The following is a 14,398-nucleotide window of genomic DNA, read 5'->3' on the forward strand; positions in this document are numbered from 1 at the left end:
GTATCAACTCCACAATCGCGTGGTGTCGAGCCAGTGCGCGTGACCATCCCGGCTGCGGACCTCCTCCATGAGGTGCTGCGTCCCACCGGGGCCATCGCCGCCCTTGCCGTTCCACAGACAGATGAACTGGACCTTCTCCGGGCCGAAGCGACTGGCGGCTTCGAGCATCCAGAGGTTGTTCATCTCGTACGGGTCCTCGCCCTCCTTCAACGCACCGCGCTCGGCCGGCAGGATGTGAAGCTCGCAGGCCGACTTCGCCGCTTCGAAGCGTGAAAGCCAATCGCCGCCTGCGAATGTGACCGACTTGGGGAGGAAGGTCGATACCTCGAACGGCAGGTACATCGCCAATGCGACGCCGCGTGCGAGTGCGGCCTCGGCGAACAGCAAGTCGCCACCACAGGCGCCGCCGCAGATGGCCAGGTCTTGTGCGCCCGCGGCCAGGCGGTCCAGCACGGCCTCGATGGCTTCGCGTGCGATGGGCTCCTTGTCTGCGGGAAAGCGCGGCGACTTGCGATCGGGCGCGTCGATCATGTGGCCGCTGAAGAGAAAGACTTGCGTGGGTGTGGCGGAAAGGCTCATGGCATCGGTTCCTGGTCGGTGGCAGCTGCGTCAGACCAGGCCATTGTGCGCATCATTCGCGGGACAGCCCACGTCCGCGCGCCGAGGGCCCCTCAGCCTTTTGCGGCGGGCGCCAGCGCCGGTGTCTGCGCAGGTGACGGTGTCGGCGCGAGCGTCAGCGTCGGTCCGATCGTCGGCGCGGATGCGGCCACCAGCGCAGTCACGGGCGCAGCCACCGGTGCCGGCGCAGCGGCCTGCTTCAACGTCCCCACCCAGGCGTCATGTTCGGTCGACATCAACGCTTCGATGCGCGCCGCGAGCAAGGTCAGCGTGGCGCTGGTCGGCCCGCCGGTATAGGGCTCTGCGCCCGCAAGCATCAGCCACTTCTCCCGCTTGAGTTGTTCAGAAGTGTCGCGGTACTGAAGCCACAACGCATGCCACTGGAACAACTGGATCAATCCCTCCAGCGCCGCGATAGACGCGCCGAACAGCGCGCTCAAGCGCTTGAAGTCCGGATCCGGCAAACCGGAGACGGCGAGCACCGGGATGGCAGCGCCGAGCAGGATCTGCAGGACTTTCGCGAACTGGTAGCGCCTGCGGTAGTTGCCGCAGGTTCGGCTGTAGTAGCGAAGTTGGTCTTCCAGCCGCAGCCATGTCGGATGGCGTGCAACCTCGGGCGGCACCTGGAAAGCGCCGGCGCTGTCAGTTTGAGAGGCCATGGCAACTCCAATCTCGAGCGCGCGACTGCGCCGCGCTGGCGCGCGAGCATAGCCACTTGCGCCCCACCCGGCCATAGGCAAGACGCAAGCAATAGTTGCTCGTTCTCAGCCGAGCCCGCTGGATCCCTGAATGGGAACGGTGGCGTCCACCCGATGCGGGCGTCCCTCACCCCGCCTGTCCTGCGATTCAGTGGACGAGCGGCAGGTACCGCGCCGACAGCACACCCTCGATCGCCGCGATGTCCGCCAGCACCGCGTCACTCACCGCGCTGTCGACGTCGACCAGCGTGTAGGCCATGTCGCCGCGCGACTTGTTGACCATGTTGTGGATGTTCAGCCCGGCACGCGCCATCGCGGTGGAGATCTGGCCAAGCATGTTGGGCACGTTGGCATTCGCAATCGCCACGCGGAATGCCGACTCGCGCGCCATGCTCACGCTCGGAAAGTTCACCGCGTTGGCGATGTTGCCGTTCTCCAGGTAGTCGCGCATCTGGTCCGCCACCATCACGGCGCAGTTCTCTTCCGCCTCGCGCGTGCTGGCGCCCAGGTGCGGGAGGCACACGATGCGATCGTTGCGCAGCAGCGCGGCGCTGGGAAAGTCGCACACGTAGCGCCCCAGGTGACCCGACGCCAGCGACGCGAGCACGGCCTCGTCGCTGACCACGCCCTCGCGCGAGAAGTTCAGCAACACCGCGCCGGGCCGCATCAGGCGGATGTTGTCCGCATTCACCATATGGCGCGTGGCATCGACCAACGGCACATGCAAGGTCACGAACTGCGCCATGCGCAGGACCTCGTTCACGCTGCCGGCCTTCCTCACTTGCGAGGGCAGGCTCCACGCCGCGTCGACCGTGATCTCGGGGTCGTAGCCAAGGACGTTCATGCCCAGCTTGATGGCCGCATCCGCCACCAGGCAACCAATCTTGCCCAGGCCCACGATGCCCAGCGTGCGGCCCGCCAGTTCGTAGCCGGCATAGGTGCTCTTGCCGCCCTCGACCGTCTTCTCCAGGTCCGGCCCCTCGGGCGCGAGACCGCCGACGAAGTGCAAGGCGCCAGAGAGATTGCGCGCCGCCAGCAGCATGCCGGCCAGCACCAGTTCCTTCACCGCATTGGCATTGGCGCCCGGCGCGTTGAACACCGGCACGCCGCGGGCGCTCATCGTCTTCACGGGGATGTTGTTGGTCCCGGCACCCGCACGCCCGATGGCGCGCACGCTGGCCGGAATCTCCATCTTGTGCATGTCGGCCGAACGCACCAGCACCGCATCCGGAGCAGCGATGTTCTTGCCGGTGGCATAGCGATCAAGGGGCAGGCGCTGAAGTCCGTTCTCCGAGATCTCGTTCAGCACCAGGACCTGGAGGCGCTCAGCCATGGCTGGCCTCGAACTCCTTCATGTAGTCGACCAGCGCGACGACGCCTTCAATGGGCATCGCGTTGTAGATCGACGCGCGCATGCCGCCGACAGATCGGTGCCCCTTGAGCTGCACCATGCCGCGCGCCTGCGCACCTTTGAGGAAGGCGTCGTCGAGCGACTCGTCACGCAGCTTGAAGGGCACGTTCATCAACGAGCGGTCCTCGCGCGCCACCGGGTTGTAGAAGAAGGACGTGGTCTCCAGGTGGTCGTACAGGACGGCCGCCTTCTTGCGGTTGTTCGCTTCAATCGCGTTCAGCCCGCCCTGCGCCTTGATCCAGTTGAACACCAGGCCAGCCATGTAGATCGTGTACGTCGGCGGCGTGTTGAACATCGAATCGTTGTCGGCCTGGATCTTGTAGTCGAAGGCCGAGGGCGTGATCGGCAGTGCCTGGCCGATCAGGTCGTCGCGCACGATCACGATGGTCACGCCGGCCGGGCCTACGTTCTTCTGCGTGCCCGCATAGATGAGGCCGTAGCGGCTCACGTCGATCGGCCGCGAGATGAAGTTGCTCGACATGTCGGCCACCAGCGGCACCTCGCCGGTGTCGGGTGTCCAGTGGTATTCGACGCCGCCGATCGTTTCGTTGGAGCAGATGTGAACGTAGGCCGCGTCCTTGTCGAGCTTCCAGGTGTCCTGCTTCGGCACGCGCACATAGCCGCCCTCTTCCGAGCTGGCGGCCACGTTGACCTTGCAGTACTTCTTGGCTTCCTTGATCGACTTCTTCGACCACTCGCCGGTGTCGATGTAGTCGGCGCTGCTGCGACCGCGCAGCATGTTCATCGGCACGATGGCGTTCTCGCCGATGGCGCCGCCCTGCAGGAACAGCACCTTGTAGTTGGCCGGCACGCCCATCAGCTCGCGCAACAGTTGCTCGGCCTCGGCATGGATCGCGATGAACTCCTTGCCGCGATGACTCATCTCCATCACCGACATGCCGCTGCCGCGCCAATCGAGCATCTCGTCGGCGGCCTGGCGCAGCACGGGTTCGGGCAGCGTCGCGGGGCCGGCGCTGAAGTTGAAGACACGGGTCATCGATGGATCTCCAGGAAATGGCGAGGAAAAGGGCTCGCCATTCGACCGGAGGTCCGGGCAAATTGCAACAGAGGCGGTGGGCAGGGATTACCCCGCCGCGCACTGAAATTCCAATGCGGGCCGGGTGCTTCCCGGCCCTCGGGGGATCAGCCCCGCCCGCCCAGCGCAAACACCGAATTCACGGGCATGGGCCGGTCCGGTTGAGGTCGGCCAGGCCGTCTCGCCAACCTCGAACGCGATGCCGCCTGCGCCTGCACTTCCGCGTCCCATGCCGCGCGCGCGGAGTCGCTCACGATCGACTGCAGCGAGACGTTCTCCAGGAACTCCAGCATGCACTTGTTCAGCGAGGCCCATAGCTCGGGCGTGGTGCAACGCTGCTCGTTCCGCGCCGCCATGCTGCCCGATGGCGCATCGCTGTCCATGGACTCGACCGCGCGAACGATGTCGGCCACGCTGATGGCCGCCGCATCGCGGCCCAGCCTGTAGCCGCCGCCTGGCCCGCGCGTCGCCGAGACAAGCCCGTGGCGCCGCAGGTTGCCGAACAGGTGCTCCAGGTAGGACACCGACACCTGCTGGCGCTCGCTCATCGTGGCCAGGGAGACCGGGCTGCGGTTGCGGCGCGCCGCCAGGTCACCCATCGCGCTGACGGCCACGCGGCCCTTGGTGGTCAAACGCATTGCCGTCTCCTTTATTCGTCGCGGGCGCCGCCCAGGCCCAGCAGGGCCAGCAACGACTGGAACACGTTGTAGATGCTCAGGTAGACGCCAAGCGTGGCCGAGATGTAGTTGGTCTCGTGGCCGTCCTGCACGCGCTTCAGGTCGTACAGGATGAAGGCCGAGAAGATGCCGATGGCCAGCACCGCCAGCGTGATCATCAGCGCGCTCGACTGGATGAAGAAGTTGGCAATGCCCGCGACCAGCAACATGATCGCGCCGATGAACAGCCACTTGCCCATCGACGTCAGGTCACGCTTGATCACCGACGACAGCGTGGCCATGCCCAGGAAGATCGCGCCGGTGCCGGCGAAGGCCATCATCACCAGGCTCGCGCCGTTGGCCATGCCCAGCACGTTGCCGACCAGGCGCGACAGCATCAGGCCCATGAAGAAGGTGAAGGCCAGCAGGACCGGGACGCCTGCCGCCGACTCCTTGGTCTTCTCGATGGCGAACATGAAGCCGAAGGCACCACCCAGGAACACGATCAGGCTGATGCCCGGAGACATCATGTTCGCAACGCCCGTGGCGACGCCAATCCAGGCGCCGAGCACGGTGGGCACCATCGAGAGCGCCAACAGCCAGTAGGTGTTGCGAAGTACCGCATTGCGTTGACCTGCCTCGGCGACCGATGCTGCGGGCGCATGGCCGAAGGTCTGGAGGTTGTGGTTCATGACTTTCCTTTTCAGTTCGACAACCGCAGGAATGCGAAGTGTCGTCAGGCCAATGTAGGGCTGCCGAGCATTCTGGAAAAGTCGCATTTTCGACATCGATCATTCTGTTTAAACTGAGCGATCCCCGGGTAAACCCAATGAACTTCAAGCACCTCTACTACTTCTGGGCCGCCGCCAAGGCAGGCGGCATCGCGCGGGCCGGCGAGCAGTTGCACATCACGCCGCAAACCCTCTCCACGCAGATCAAGCTGCTGGAGGATCGCCTGGGCTGCCACCTGTTCCAGAAGCACGGCCGTGGCCTCGAACTGACGCCCGACGGGCGCACCGCCTTGAGCTATGCCGACCAGATCTTCGCGCTCGGCGACGAACTCGAGATGGCGCTCGGCCAGCGCAGCGAGGGCAAGCGCACGCTGATCTTTCGCGTCGGCATTGCCGATGCGGTGCCCAAGGCCATCGCCTATCGACTGCTGGAGCCGGCGCTGGCGATCCCCGAGACGGTGCGGCTGATCTGCCACGAAGGCAACTTCCGGGACCTGCTGGCGCAACTGTCGGTGCAGCGGCTCGACCTGGTGATCGCCGACGAGCCCATGGGCAAGCAGACCAGCGTCAAGGCCTTCAACCACACGCTGGGCAGCACGGCCATGAGCTTCTTCGCCGCGCCGGCCTTGAAGCACTCCCTCGCCAGCGACTTCCCGGGCTGCCTCGATGGCGCGCCCATGCTGATCCAGGGCGCCTCGTCGGCGGTGCGGCAGCGCCTCGACCTGTGGCTGGCCGAGCACAGCCTGCGGCCACGGCTCATTGGCGAATTCGATGACGCCGCCTTGCTCAAGGCCTTCGGCGGCGAGGGCCGCGGCGTGTTCATGTCGCCCACCGTGCTGGAGGACGAGACCTGCGCCCAGTATGGCGTCGAGGTGCTGGGGCGGGCGCAGGGGTTGCTGGAGGAGTTCTTCGCGATCTCTGTGGAGCGGCGCATCACGCACCCGTGCGTGGTGGCGATCACCCAGGCCGCGCGTCTGCAGTTCCTGAAAAGCTAACGTGCGTCCTTGCGCGACAGGAGTACGTTGCCGCCCGTGGTGTTGAACGCAATCGTCGGCGCGCTGAAGTCGCTCAGCGGCGCACCGAGGCCGATCTCGCCGCTGCCATGCAGCACGCACTCATCACGACGCAGGGCGATCTCGCCACTGGCGCCGGAGCGACCATGGAAACGCACCCAAGTGCCGTACGTGCTGACGTCGACCAGCACGCAACTCCCCTGCCGCGCCTCGATGCGGGCATGCAGGCGCGACACGCGCGGGTCGTTGACCACGAACTCGGCCTCGTCGACGCGGCCCAGGTGGATCGGCAGGTCGGACGCGCGGAACATCGAGCGCACGTCGAGCCAGGAGAGTTCGATCTGCCCGAATGAAGAATCGGGCACGCGGGCCTGGTGCACGAGCGCGGCCGGCACCGTCATGAATTCGGTGATTTCTTCCTGCCAGTCAATGCGATGCACGATCGGCATTTCCGTCTTGCCGCGGATATTGATCGGGCCCAGGTTGCGATGCCGCAGGCCCGGATCGGTGATTTGGTCGATGACCGATGCGGTGGCCCAAATCTGGCCGGGGCCTGCCAAATCGCTGAGCCGCGACGCCAGATTGACTGCATCGCCATAGGAATCCCCGTCGACCTCCACCACCTCGCCGCTGGCCACGCCGATCTGCAAATCCATGCGCAGCGGCGCCGGCCAGGCCATCAGGCGCTTCTGGTGATTTCGCTGGAGTTCAAGCACCGCGTCGACGGCGCCAGCGGCGTTCGGGAAAATCGCGAAGATGCCATCGCCCAGCGTCTTCACGACACGGCCATGGTGGGATTCGCACACGCCGCCGATCCACTGCACCAGGCGCGTGACCGTGTCCGTCGCCCGCGCATTGCCCATGGCCTCGAACACGCGCGTGCTGCCAGTCAGGTCCGCGAAAACGACAGTGGGAGGTGCAGCCATTGGATTGAGTTCTGGGGCGCGATTGCCGTCGATTATGGCAAAACCGGGCCTTTGCCATTGGATTGCAGTCTTGCATGGATCATTGGGCAAACCAACGCCAATTGCATGCAATTTGGAACTCTCCGAAAAGGATTGATCCTGCGTTGCCGCGATTGGTTACCAAATGTAGAACTTAGGTATTGCTTGCTCAAGCAGCGCCTTAACTTTTTTGTGAACTATGTTGTTTTTAAACATTAATTAATGTTTCCCCATCTTGTACGCCAGCTTGACGAATCGTAAGGTACCGCTATCAACGGCTTCAGCTCATTTGCCTTCCGTCATGGTGTTACCAAGCAGTTTCCTCCGGCTTTTTTCGCTTCCAGGGTTCCGCCTGCGCGATTCGGAGCAACGCCATACGAGTCGGGTGCGCCATGCGATGTTGTCATTGCTGCAAGTGCATGGCGGCCATGGCGTCCAGCGCGTGGCCCAACGCGTGCGCTTCGCGGGTGATCTGGAAGCGCTCTGGTATCTGCGCCAGGACATGATGTGCGCCATCAGCGAACTCGACGGCGAGGCCGCGGCCCGCCGCCAGTTGCGCCCCATCAACAGCATGTTCAAGGGCCGGCTGCCCGAGACGATGGGTCCGCGCCGGCATCACCGCTTCAACATGTGAAGCCACGGGCGCCCCCGCGCCCGCACTCCCCGCTCAATGATGGTGATGATGAGCGTGGCGGTGCCCCCAGACCATGAAGACATCGCGCCCGTCGGCCGCCAGCTCGACCCTGGCGCCCACCGGCAACAACACCTTGGTCTGCACATGGCCGAACGGAAGGCCCGTGAGCACCGGCGCCTTGATCTGCGTACGCAAACGCTCCACCACCGTCTGCATGCCGAAGCCCCGGTCGTAGCCGGGCACCTTGCGATGGCCGGTGAACTGCCCCATCAGGATCGCCTTCTGGCGCGCCAGCACGCCCGCATGGCGCAGTTGCTCCAGCATGCGCTCGATGCGGTATGGATGCTCGCTCACGTCTTCCAGGAACAGCACGCCCTTGTCGATGGCCGGGAAGTACGGCGTGCCGAGCAGACTGGTGAGCACGCTGAGGTTGCCGCCCCACAACTGCGCGTCGTGGATGTTGCGCATGCCGCTCGCCGCATCGGCGTCGCGCAACGGCAGCCGCCAGCCGGTGCCTTCGCCCTGTCCTGACAGAAGGTCGTCGAAGCAGGCTTCCATGATGTCGTCGGCGCCGCCTTCCGCGCCGAAGTCTTCGCCCACCGCCGGGCCTTGCCAGGTCACCGCGCCGGTCTTGGCCAGCAGTGCGTGCTGGAAGGCAGTGAAGTCGCTGACCCCGACGAACTCGGTGCCGTGATCAATGGCCTTGGCAATGGCCTTGTAGGGCAAGGCATCGAGGATGCGCGTGAGGCCGTATCCGCCGCGCGAGATCAGGGCCACGTCGGCGCCGCTGGCTGCCGCACGGGCGATGGCCGCCAGGCGAGTCGCGTCGTCGCCGGCAAAGCGCTGATAAACGGAGAGTGCAGCCTCGTCGATCTCGACCTCGTGGCCCAGGGCCTTGAGGCGTGCGACGCCGCGCTTGAATGCCGCCTTGTCGCGCACCGCGCTCGCAGGCGAATAGATGTAGATGTGTTTTGTCACGGCGCGAAGTATCCCATTGCGGCCTGTGCGGCCCGTGCCGCCTCGGCTGGCGAGAGGTCGCGCAGCGCGCCGCGCTTGACCGGCCATGCGCGCAAGCCTGCCTGGTAGCCCGCGTCCACGTAGGGCGCGCTCCATGCCTGCGCGCTCGCAGCATCAGGTTGCGTTTGCACCGGCAGGCAAGCTGCCAGCCGCGCCGCCGGCAGCGACGACGCGACGAGCGCGGCGAGGGTCGCGTCGTCGGCTGCATGGACCAGCAGCACGCGCGGCAACTCCAGCCGCTCGATCCATTCGCGGATCACCGTCGCATGCCATTCGAGCGAATGCACCGACGCGCGCTTGGGCTTGTCGCTGCGGCCGAATCCGATCAGGTCCGGCACGAGTACGCGCGGACCGTCGAACGCCGCCAGCCGCGCGACCAGGTGGCGATAGAGGTAGCCCCACTGCCCCGCGTCATGCAGCGCGACCACGGCGAGCGGCGCATCGCGCGGCCCTTCATCGACGAAATGCAGGCGCCAGCCGGCCAGGCTGGGCAAGTCACTGAAGTAGCGCGCAGTCCAGGGCCAGTCCGGCAGGTCGGTAAACCGTGCATCTGGCGTTCTCAAGGCATCGTCGCGCAGGGGTTGCGCCTGCTCGCGCGCCTCGACGCGGCGGGCGCGAAAGAACTCCTGCAACGTCGTCGCGCAGGCCGCCGCGCACACACCGCCCTGCACTTTCGTCTGATGGTTCAGCCTGGGTTGCGCAAAGAGGTCGACCACAGAGCCTGCGGCGCCCGTCTTCGGGTCCGCAGCGCCAAACACGACGCGCGCCAGGCGCGCGTGCAACATCGCGCCCGCGCACATCGCGCAAGGCTCCAGCGTCACGTAGAGGGTGCAGTCTTCGAGCCGATAGTTGCCCAGCGCCCGGGCCGCGGCGCGCAGGGCGTTGATCTCGGCATGGCCGCTGGGGTCGTGCTGCGCGATGGGGGTGTTGCGTCCGCTGGCGAGCAGCGCGCCGTCCTTCACAACTACCGCGCCCACCGGTACCTCTCCGGCCGCGGCGGCAGCACGCGCCTCCTCCAGCGCGCGCTGCATCCAGTCGTCGTCCGTCATTGGGCTGCTTCTGAATTCCGAATCTACTTTGCGTCGTCGGGCAAGGGACGCGGCTGCTGCATCGCGGCCTCGACCTGCTGGCGCACCTGCTGCTGGATCTGCTGGCTCTGCTCGCGCACATTGGGTGCCGGAGCGCCGGCAACCGGCGGCACGGCCGCCGGCATCAAGGTGTTCATCTGCTTCTTCACCAGCAGGCCGACGATCACCAGCGCCAGTACGAGTCCCACCAGGCCCAGGCTACGCATGCTGGACTCCTTCGGTCATGCCCAGGCGCTGCATCCACGCGGCCAAGGCTTGCTCGTCCGGCGTGCCCTGGCTGTAGGCGGCGTACATCGCGGCATGGGCCTCCTTGCGATGCTGGTTGAGCTTGAGCTTGCATTGCCACGCGACCACCTTCAATTCGAAGCCGACGATGCCGGCCAGCATCTTCAGCTGGAATTCCTCGCCAAGGCCTTTCCATTGCTCGGCATAGGGAGGCTCGTGCTCGCCGATCAGGCGCTTGAGCAAGGCATCCTTCTCCTGTGGCGATTCAATGAGCGTGGCTTCGACAGTGCAATGCACGGCCAGGTAGTTCCAGGTCGGCACTCGGGCCAGGTCGGGATACACGCTGGGCGACATGTAGGCGTGTGGCCCCTGGAAGGTGACGACGGCGCGCGGGCGCGCCCGCAGGTAGCGCCAAAGGGGATTGGGCTTGGCGCAGTGGCCGAGCAGGGAGAACTGCGTCTCGTCGCGCACATCCACCACCAGCGGCAGGTGCGTCACTTCAGGCAGACCTTCGTCGTCGGTGGCGATGAGGCTGGCGAAGGAATGCGCGCGCATCAACTCGATGGCAACGTCGCGATTCTTCTCGTTGAATTGCGGAGGCAGGTACATGTTTTTTCGTGGGAGATGCGGCGAGCCCTAGTGTGCCAGCGGCACCGTCGCCTGCAACAGCGCCGTGAGCGCGTCGTTGAATTCCGCCAGGCTGTGTTGCAGGGCCGCGAAGTGCTCGCGTGCCGTGGCCGTATCGCCCTCCTTGGCGGCGGCTTCCAGCGCTTCGCAATCGCGCATCACGGACTCGGCCTTGACCAGGCGCGCAGCACCCTTGATCTTGTGGGCCCCAGAGGCTGCCTTGCCCATGTCGCCGGACTGCACGTGCTCGGCGAGTTCCTCTGCGTCCGACAGGTTCGAGCGCAACAGCGCCTCCATAAAGCTGGCCTCGATCGCAGGGTCACCGCCGGAAAAGGCCTTCAGGGTCGACAGATCAAAGGGCAAGTCGGTCGCCGATTCCGACGCGGGCTGTTCCGAAGCAGGCACCTCTGCGGCGCCGCCATGCAGATGGCGACGCAACGCATCGCGCAAGGTATCGACGCTGAGCGGTTTCATCAGGCATTCGTCCATGCCGACGTCGAGCGCGTGCTGGCGTTCCTTTTCCTGCACGTGCGCCGTGCAGCCCAGCACCGGCCTTCGCGGAAGGCCTTTCTCCTGCTCGATGGCGCGAATGGCCTCGGTCAGTTCATAGCCGTCCATTTCCGGCATCGAACAGTCGGTGATGACCACGTCGAAGTCGTCGTGGCGCCACACGTCCAATGCGATTTCGCCGTCCTCCGCGGTCTCGCATTGCATGCCGAGGAATTCCAGTTGCCGCTTCAGCAGCATCCGGTTGGCCGGATGGTCGTCGACCACGAGCACCCTGCCCCCGCGGAGGCTCGAAGCCGGCGCCTCCGGCGCGCCCTCGGCCTCGACCGCATCCTGCCAGCCCGCCGGCGCGGCAACGACCGGCAGCCTCAGTTCCACCAGCACCTGGGTTCCCTTGCCGCGCTGGCTTTGCACGGATATCTCGGCGCCCATCTTCGTGCACAGGCGCTGCACGATGGGCAGGCCCAGGCCGGTGCCGCCGATGGCGCGCGGCCCCGCGGCCTCGGCCTGGAAGAAGGGCTTGAAGAGGTTGGCGAGATCGGTGGCCCCGATGCCGATGCCGGTGTCTTTCACTTCCAGTTCGATGTACTCCGTGTCCTCGGCCCGGGCCACATGGCGCAGGCGGACCGTGACGCCGCCCTCGTCGGTGTACTTGATCGCGTTGCTGACCAGGTTGTTGACGATCTGGCGAAAGCGCACCCCGTCCACTGCGTGCCACTGCGCCACCCGTTCGTCGATCTCCACGGCAATGCCGAGACCACGCTGGCGCGCCATGCTGGCGAACACGTTTGCCACCTCGCGAATCAGCGGTCGCAGTTGCGCCGGACGCGGAATCACCTCCAGGCCGCCCGCCTCGATCTTGGAGATGTCGAGGATGTCGTCGATCAAGCCCAGCAGGCCTTGCGCCGACTTGCGCGCCAGGTCCGCAGAAGCCAGGTCCTCCCGTGAGAGCCTGCCCTCGCGCACCATCAGTTCGAGCATGCCCAGGACGGCGTTCATCGGGGTGCGGATCTCATGGCTCATGGTGGCCAGGAAGTTCGACTTGGCACGGTTCGCCGCCTCGGCCTTTTCGCGTGCCGTCTCGATCTGCGCCACCATCTGCTGGCGCTCCGTCATGTCGATGGCGCCGCTCACGAAGGCCACGCGCGCCCCGCCCTCCACCAGCGAGATGGGCGCGGCCCAGTGGTTGATGTGCTTGACCTCGCCGCCCAGCATGACGTCCAGGTCCTCGTTGATGCTGCCGCCCTCTGCCACCAGCCGCATGTACTGCGCATGCACCGACCTCACCTGCTTGGGGGTGGCTTCCGTCACGTTGGATTCGGTCAGCGTCTTGCCGAGGACATCCTGCCGATCGACATGAAAGAAGTTCTCGAACGCGGCGTTGCAGAAGATCAAGCGGGCGTGCATGTCGCGCACGCAGATGGCGTGGGGTATGCCCTCCAGCATGGCGCGCTGGAAGATGAGTTGGTCGCGCAGTTCCGCCTCGGCCTCGAGCCGCCGGGTCACCTGCTTCTTCAGTGCGCGGTTCCAGAACGCGACCAGCACCAGGCACAGCAGCAAGGCCGCGCCGATCGGGTAGATCCAGTGCGCATAGTGGCTCCAGCCGGTGGAAGGATGGTCGGAGAAGGTCCAGTTGGTGCGCAAGCGCCGCATCTCTTCCGGGGTGATGCTCAGCAGGGTCTTGTTGATGATGGACAGCAGCAGCGGGTTGTCCCCCCGCACGCCGAAGGCGACGTCGACCGGCGCATCACCGATGGCGCCGGCGACCTTGAGCTGGTTGGCATAGCTTTGCCGGATCAGGTAGGTCGCGGTGTTCACGTTGCCCACCGTGACGTCCGCCTTGCCGCTGGCCACGTCCTCGTAGCTTTGGGCAATGGAGGCGACTGGCACCAGTTCGATGCCCGGCACGCGTTCCTTGAGTCCCTCTGCGACGCCGTTGGGCGGCAGGTACGCGATGCGCTTGCCGGCCAGCTTGTCCGTGCGAAGAATGTCAGGGTCGCCGACCCGCGAGACCAGCACCCAGTAACCCCGGTAATACGGCGCCGACGCCACCACGTCGCCCTCCGGTTGCTGGCCGCTGAGCAGCACCGGCAGCAGGTCTGCGTCACCCATCCTGCCCGCGCGCGACGCCGTCGGCTCGAACTTCAGGCCGGTTTCGCTGGTGATCTTGTTCATCATCTGCACGGTCAGGCCGGCATAGCGATCCGATGGGTCGACGAACATGAAGGGCATGCGATCGGGCACCGCCGCATAGCGCACCACCGGATGCGCGGCAATCCATTTCCGCTCCTCGTCCGACAGGTTGACGCGCTCGGCCGGCTCGGTCGGCTCGTAGGTGGGCGACCATCGCGCCTTGATGTCCTGGCGCACCCGCAGCGGCAGCGAGGTCAGCACCTCGTCGATCAGTTCATGCAGCACCTTGTCGCCGGGACGAACGGCGAAGTGGACCGAATAGATCGGCTGCTCCCCGAAGTTGGCCAGCCGCAGCTTGCTCAGCTGGTACTGGTCGATGAGATAGCTGGCCGAGGCGCCGTTCTCCACGAACAAGGCGATCTTCTCGTCGGCTGCCGCGGTCAGCCCAAGGAACACGCCCGCGAAAGGAACGAGTTTCGCGGCAGGGTACGCCGCTTGCAGCCCCTCCAACGGAACGTGGCCCGGTACGTAGCCCACGCTGATCGGACCGTTGCGATCGATCGGCCCGTTCAGCGCGGTGACTTCCACATGGCGGCTGAGGAAATACGCCGCGGTGAGCGCCAAGGGACCGCTGGCCCGCATGCGCGGGACCGTCGGAAGGATGTCGATATCGCCCTTTGCCAATGCCGCGGTGACCTCCTCGATCGAAGCGAATGTCTTGACCTGGATGTCGACGTCCAGTGCGGTGGCAATCGCATCCAGGTAGTCGGCGGAGATGCCCTTGTATTCGTTGTCGAGCCCGATCAGGTCGAAGGGCACAAGGTCGTTCGGCAGGACGCCGACGACCAGCGTCCGGTGCGCCGCGAGCCATTGCCGATCGTTGGCACTCAATGCCAGCGGCAGCTTTGGCAAGTGGGTGTAGCCCACCAATTGCGGCGGTGGGGCGGGCGGTGTGGGCTGGGCCCACGCACTTGCCATGCCCACCATGAAGAGCACCAGCAGGCCCAGCGCCTTCCAGATTTGCCACCGCCGAACCAGACCGAGCGTGGCCACCGTTGCA

General features: G+C 65.7%; 14 protein-coding genes. 2 read left to right on the forward strand and 12 right to left on the reverse strand.

Annotation, left to right across the window (positions count from 1 at the left end):
* Positions 1 to 3 precede the first annotated feature (3 nt).
* The 6 genes from WKW79_RS02940 to WKW79_RS02965 form a co-directional block, all read right to left on the reverse strand.
* Positions 4 to 579: a hypothetical protein gene (locus WKW79_RS02940; RefSeq protein ID WP_340333593.1), complete on the reverse strand. Its 576-nt coding sequence runs from the start codon at positions 577 to 579 to the stop codon at positions 4 to 6.
* Positions 580 to 671: 92 nt separating this feature from the next.
* Positions 672 to 1,277: a DUF4231 domain-containing protein gene (locus tag WKW79_RS02945; protein ID WP_340333594.1), complete on the reverse strand. Its 606-nt coding sequence runs from the start codon at positions 1,275 to 1,277 to the stop codon at positions 672 to 674.
* Positions 1,278 to 1,464: 187 nt separating this feature from the next.
* Entirely contained in the window at positions 1,465 to 2,649 is a 1,185-nt protein-coding gene (locus WKW79_RS02950) for a phosphoglycerate dehydrogenase (RefSeq protein WP_340333595.1), read from the reverse strand.
* Positions 2,642 to 3,724, reverse strand: coding sequence for a 3-phosphoserine/phosphohydroxythreonine transaminase (gene serC, locus WKW79_RS02955; RefSeq protein WP_340333596.1), 1,083 nt, complete (start codon positions 3,722 to 3,724; stop codon positions 2,642 to 2,644). The genes WKW79_RS02950 and serC overlap by 8 nt, the downstream gene beginning before the upstream one ends.
* Positions 3,725 to 3,870: 146 nt before the next feature.
* Positions 3,871 to 4,401, reverse strand: a complete 531-nt coding sequence (locus WKW79_RS02960; RefSeq protein WP_340333597.1) for an Rrf2 family transcriptional regulator — start codon at positions 4,399 to 4,401, stop codon at positions 3,871 to 3,873.
* Between the two features lie 11 nt (positions 4,402 to 4,412).
* The gene (locus WKW79_RS02965) at positions 4,413 to 5,111 is read right to left on the reverse strand and encodes a Bax inhibitor-1 family protein (protein ID WP_340333598.1); all 699 of its coding nucleotides are present in this window, start codon (positions 5,109 to 5,111) and stop codon (positions 4,413 to 4,415) included.
* A gap of 137 nt (positions 5,112 to 5,248) precedes the next feature.
* Here WKW79_RS02965 and nhaR point away from each other — a divergent pair, with 137 nt between their 5' ends.
* The gene (nhaR, locus tag WKW79_RS02970; protein WP_340333599.1) at positions 5,249 to 6,145 is read left to right on the forward strand and encodes a transcriptional activator NhaR; all 897 of its coding nucleotides are present in this window, start codon (positions 5,249 to 5,251) and stop codon (positions 6,143 to 6,145) included.
* Here nhaR and WKW79_RS02975 read toward each other — a convergent pair.
* Complete coding sequence (locus WKW79_RS02975; protein ID WP_340333600.1) at positions 6,142 to 7,089, reverse strand: adenylate/guanylate cyclase domain-containing protein; 948 nt, start codon at positions 7,087 to 7,089, stop codon at positions 6,142 to 6,144. The genes nhaR and WKW79_RS02975 overlap by 4 nt on opposite strands.
* Before the next feature lie 415 nt (positions 7,090 to 7,504).
* Here WKW79_RS02975 and WKW79_RS02980 point away from each other — a divergent pair, with 415 nt between their 5' ends.
* Positions 7,505 to 7,741 (forward strand): hypothetical protein, encoded by a 237-nt coding sequence (locus WKW79_RS02980; RefSeq protein ID WP_340333601.1) that lies wholly within the window; start codon positions 7,505 to 7,507, stop codon positions 7,739 to 7,741.
* A 33-nt stretch (positions 7,742 to 7,774) separates the two neighbouring features.
* On the opposite strand, the gene WKW79_RS02985 is transcribed toward WKW79_RS02980, so the two are convergent.
* From WKW79_RS02985 to WKW79_RS03005, 5 genes are read right to left on the reverse strand one after another with little or no spacing between them, the layout of a single operon-like run.
* Positions 7,775 to 8,719 (reverse strand): LD-carboxypeptidase, encoded by a 945-nt coding sequence (locus WKW79_RS02985; protein WP_340333602.1) that lies wholly within the window; start codon positions 8,717 to 8,719, stop codon positions 7,775 to 7,777.
* Positions 8,716 to 9,807 (reverse strand): tRNA adenosine(34) deaminase TadA, encoded by a 1,092-nt coding sequence (gene tadA, locus WKW79_RS02990; RefSeq protein WP_340333603.1) that lies wholly within the window; start codon positions 9,805 to 9,807, stop codon positions 8,716 to 8,718. The genes WKW79_RS02985 and tadA overlap by 4 nt, the downstream gene beginning before the upstream one ends.
* Before the next feature lie 23 nt (positions 9,808 to 9,830).
* Complete coding sequence (locus WKW79_RS02995) at positions 9,831 to 10,052, reverse strand: hypothetical protein (protein ID WP_340333604.1); 222 nt, start codon at positions 10,050 to 10,052, stop codon at positions 9,831 to 9,833.
* Positions 10,045 to 10,680, reverse strand: a complete 636-nt coding sequence (locus WKW79_RS03000) for an FMN-binding negative transcriptional regulator (RefSeq protein ID WP_340333605.1) — start codon at positions 10,678 to 10,680, stop codon at positions 10,045 to 10,047. The genes WKW79_RS02995 and WKW79_RS03000 overlap by 8 nt, the downstream gene beginning before the upstream one ends.
* Before the next feature lie 27 nt (positions 10,681 to 10,707).
* Complete coding sequence (locus WKW79_RS03005) at positions 10,708 to 14,391, reverse strand: response regulator (RefSeq protein WP_340333606.1); 3,684 nt, start codon at positions 14,389 to 14,391, stop codon at positions 10,708 to 10,710.
* Positions 14,392 to 14,398: the final 7 nt, after the last annotated feature.

Origin of the sequence: Variovorax robiniae, assembly GCF_037889955.1 — a bacterium.
Classification (GTDB): domain Bacteria; phylum Pseudomonadota; class Gammaproteobacteria; order Burkholderiales; family Burkholderiaceae_C; genus Variovorax; species Variovorax robiniae.

What these genes read in the sequence shown, in the direction of transcription:
- WKW79_RS02940 (WP_340333593.1), bottom strand. Translation starts at nt 579, where the DNA reads ATGAGCCTTTCCGCCACACCCACGCAAGTCTTTCTCTTCAGCGGCCAC.
- WKW79_RS02945 (WP_340333594.1), bottom strand. Translation starts at nt 1,277, where the DNA reads ATGGCCTCTCAAACTGACAGCGCCGGCGCTTTCCAGGTGCCGCCCGAG.
- WKW79_RS02950 (WP_340333595.1), bottom strand. Translation starts at nt 2,649, where the DNA reads ATGGCTGAGCGCCTCCAGGTCCTGGTGCTGAACGAGATCTCGGAGAAC.
- serC (WP_340333596.1), bottom strand. Translation starts at nt 3,724, where the DNA reads ATGACCCGTGTCTTCAACTTCAGCGCCGGCCCCGCGACGCTGCCCGAA.
- WKW79_RS02960 (WP_340333597.1), bottom strand. Translation starts at nt 4,401, where the DNA reads ATGCGTTTGACCACCAAGGGCCGCGTGGCCGTCAGCGCGATGGGTGAC.
- WKW79_RS02965 (WP_340333598.1), bottom strand. Translation starts at nt 5,111, where the DNA reads ATGAACCACAACCTCCAGACCTTCGGCCATGCGCCCGCAGCATCGGTC.
- nhaR (WP_340333599.1), top strand. Translation starts at nt 5,249, where the DNA reads ATGAACTTCAAGCACCTCTACTACTTCTGGGCCGCCGCCAAGGCAGGC.
- WKW79_RS02975 (WP_340333600.1), bottom strand. Translation starts at nt 7,089, where the DNA reads ATGGCTGCACCTCCCACTGTCGTTTTCGCGGACCTGACTGGCAGCACG.
- WKW79_RS02980 (WP_340333601.1), top strand. Translation starts at nt 7,505, where the DNA reads ATGTTGTCATTGCTGCAAGTGCATGGCGGCCATGGCGTCCAGCGCGTG.
- tadA (WP_340333603.1), bottom strand. Translation starts at nt 9,807, where the DNA reads ATGACGGACGACGACTGGATGCAGCGCGCGCTGGAGGAGGCGCGTGCT.
- WKW79_RS02995 (WP_340333604.1), bottom strand. Translation starts at nt 10,052, where the DNA reads ATGCGTAGCCTGGGCCTGGTGGGACTCGTACTGGCGCTGGTGATCGTC.
- WKW79_RS03000 (WP_340333605.1), bottom strand. Translation starts at nt 10,680, where the DNA reads ATGTACCTGCCTCCGCAATTCAACGAGAAGAATCGCGACGTTGCCATC.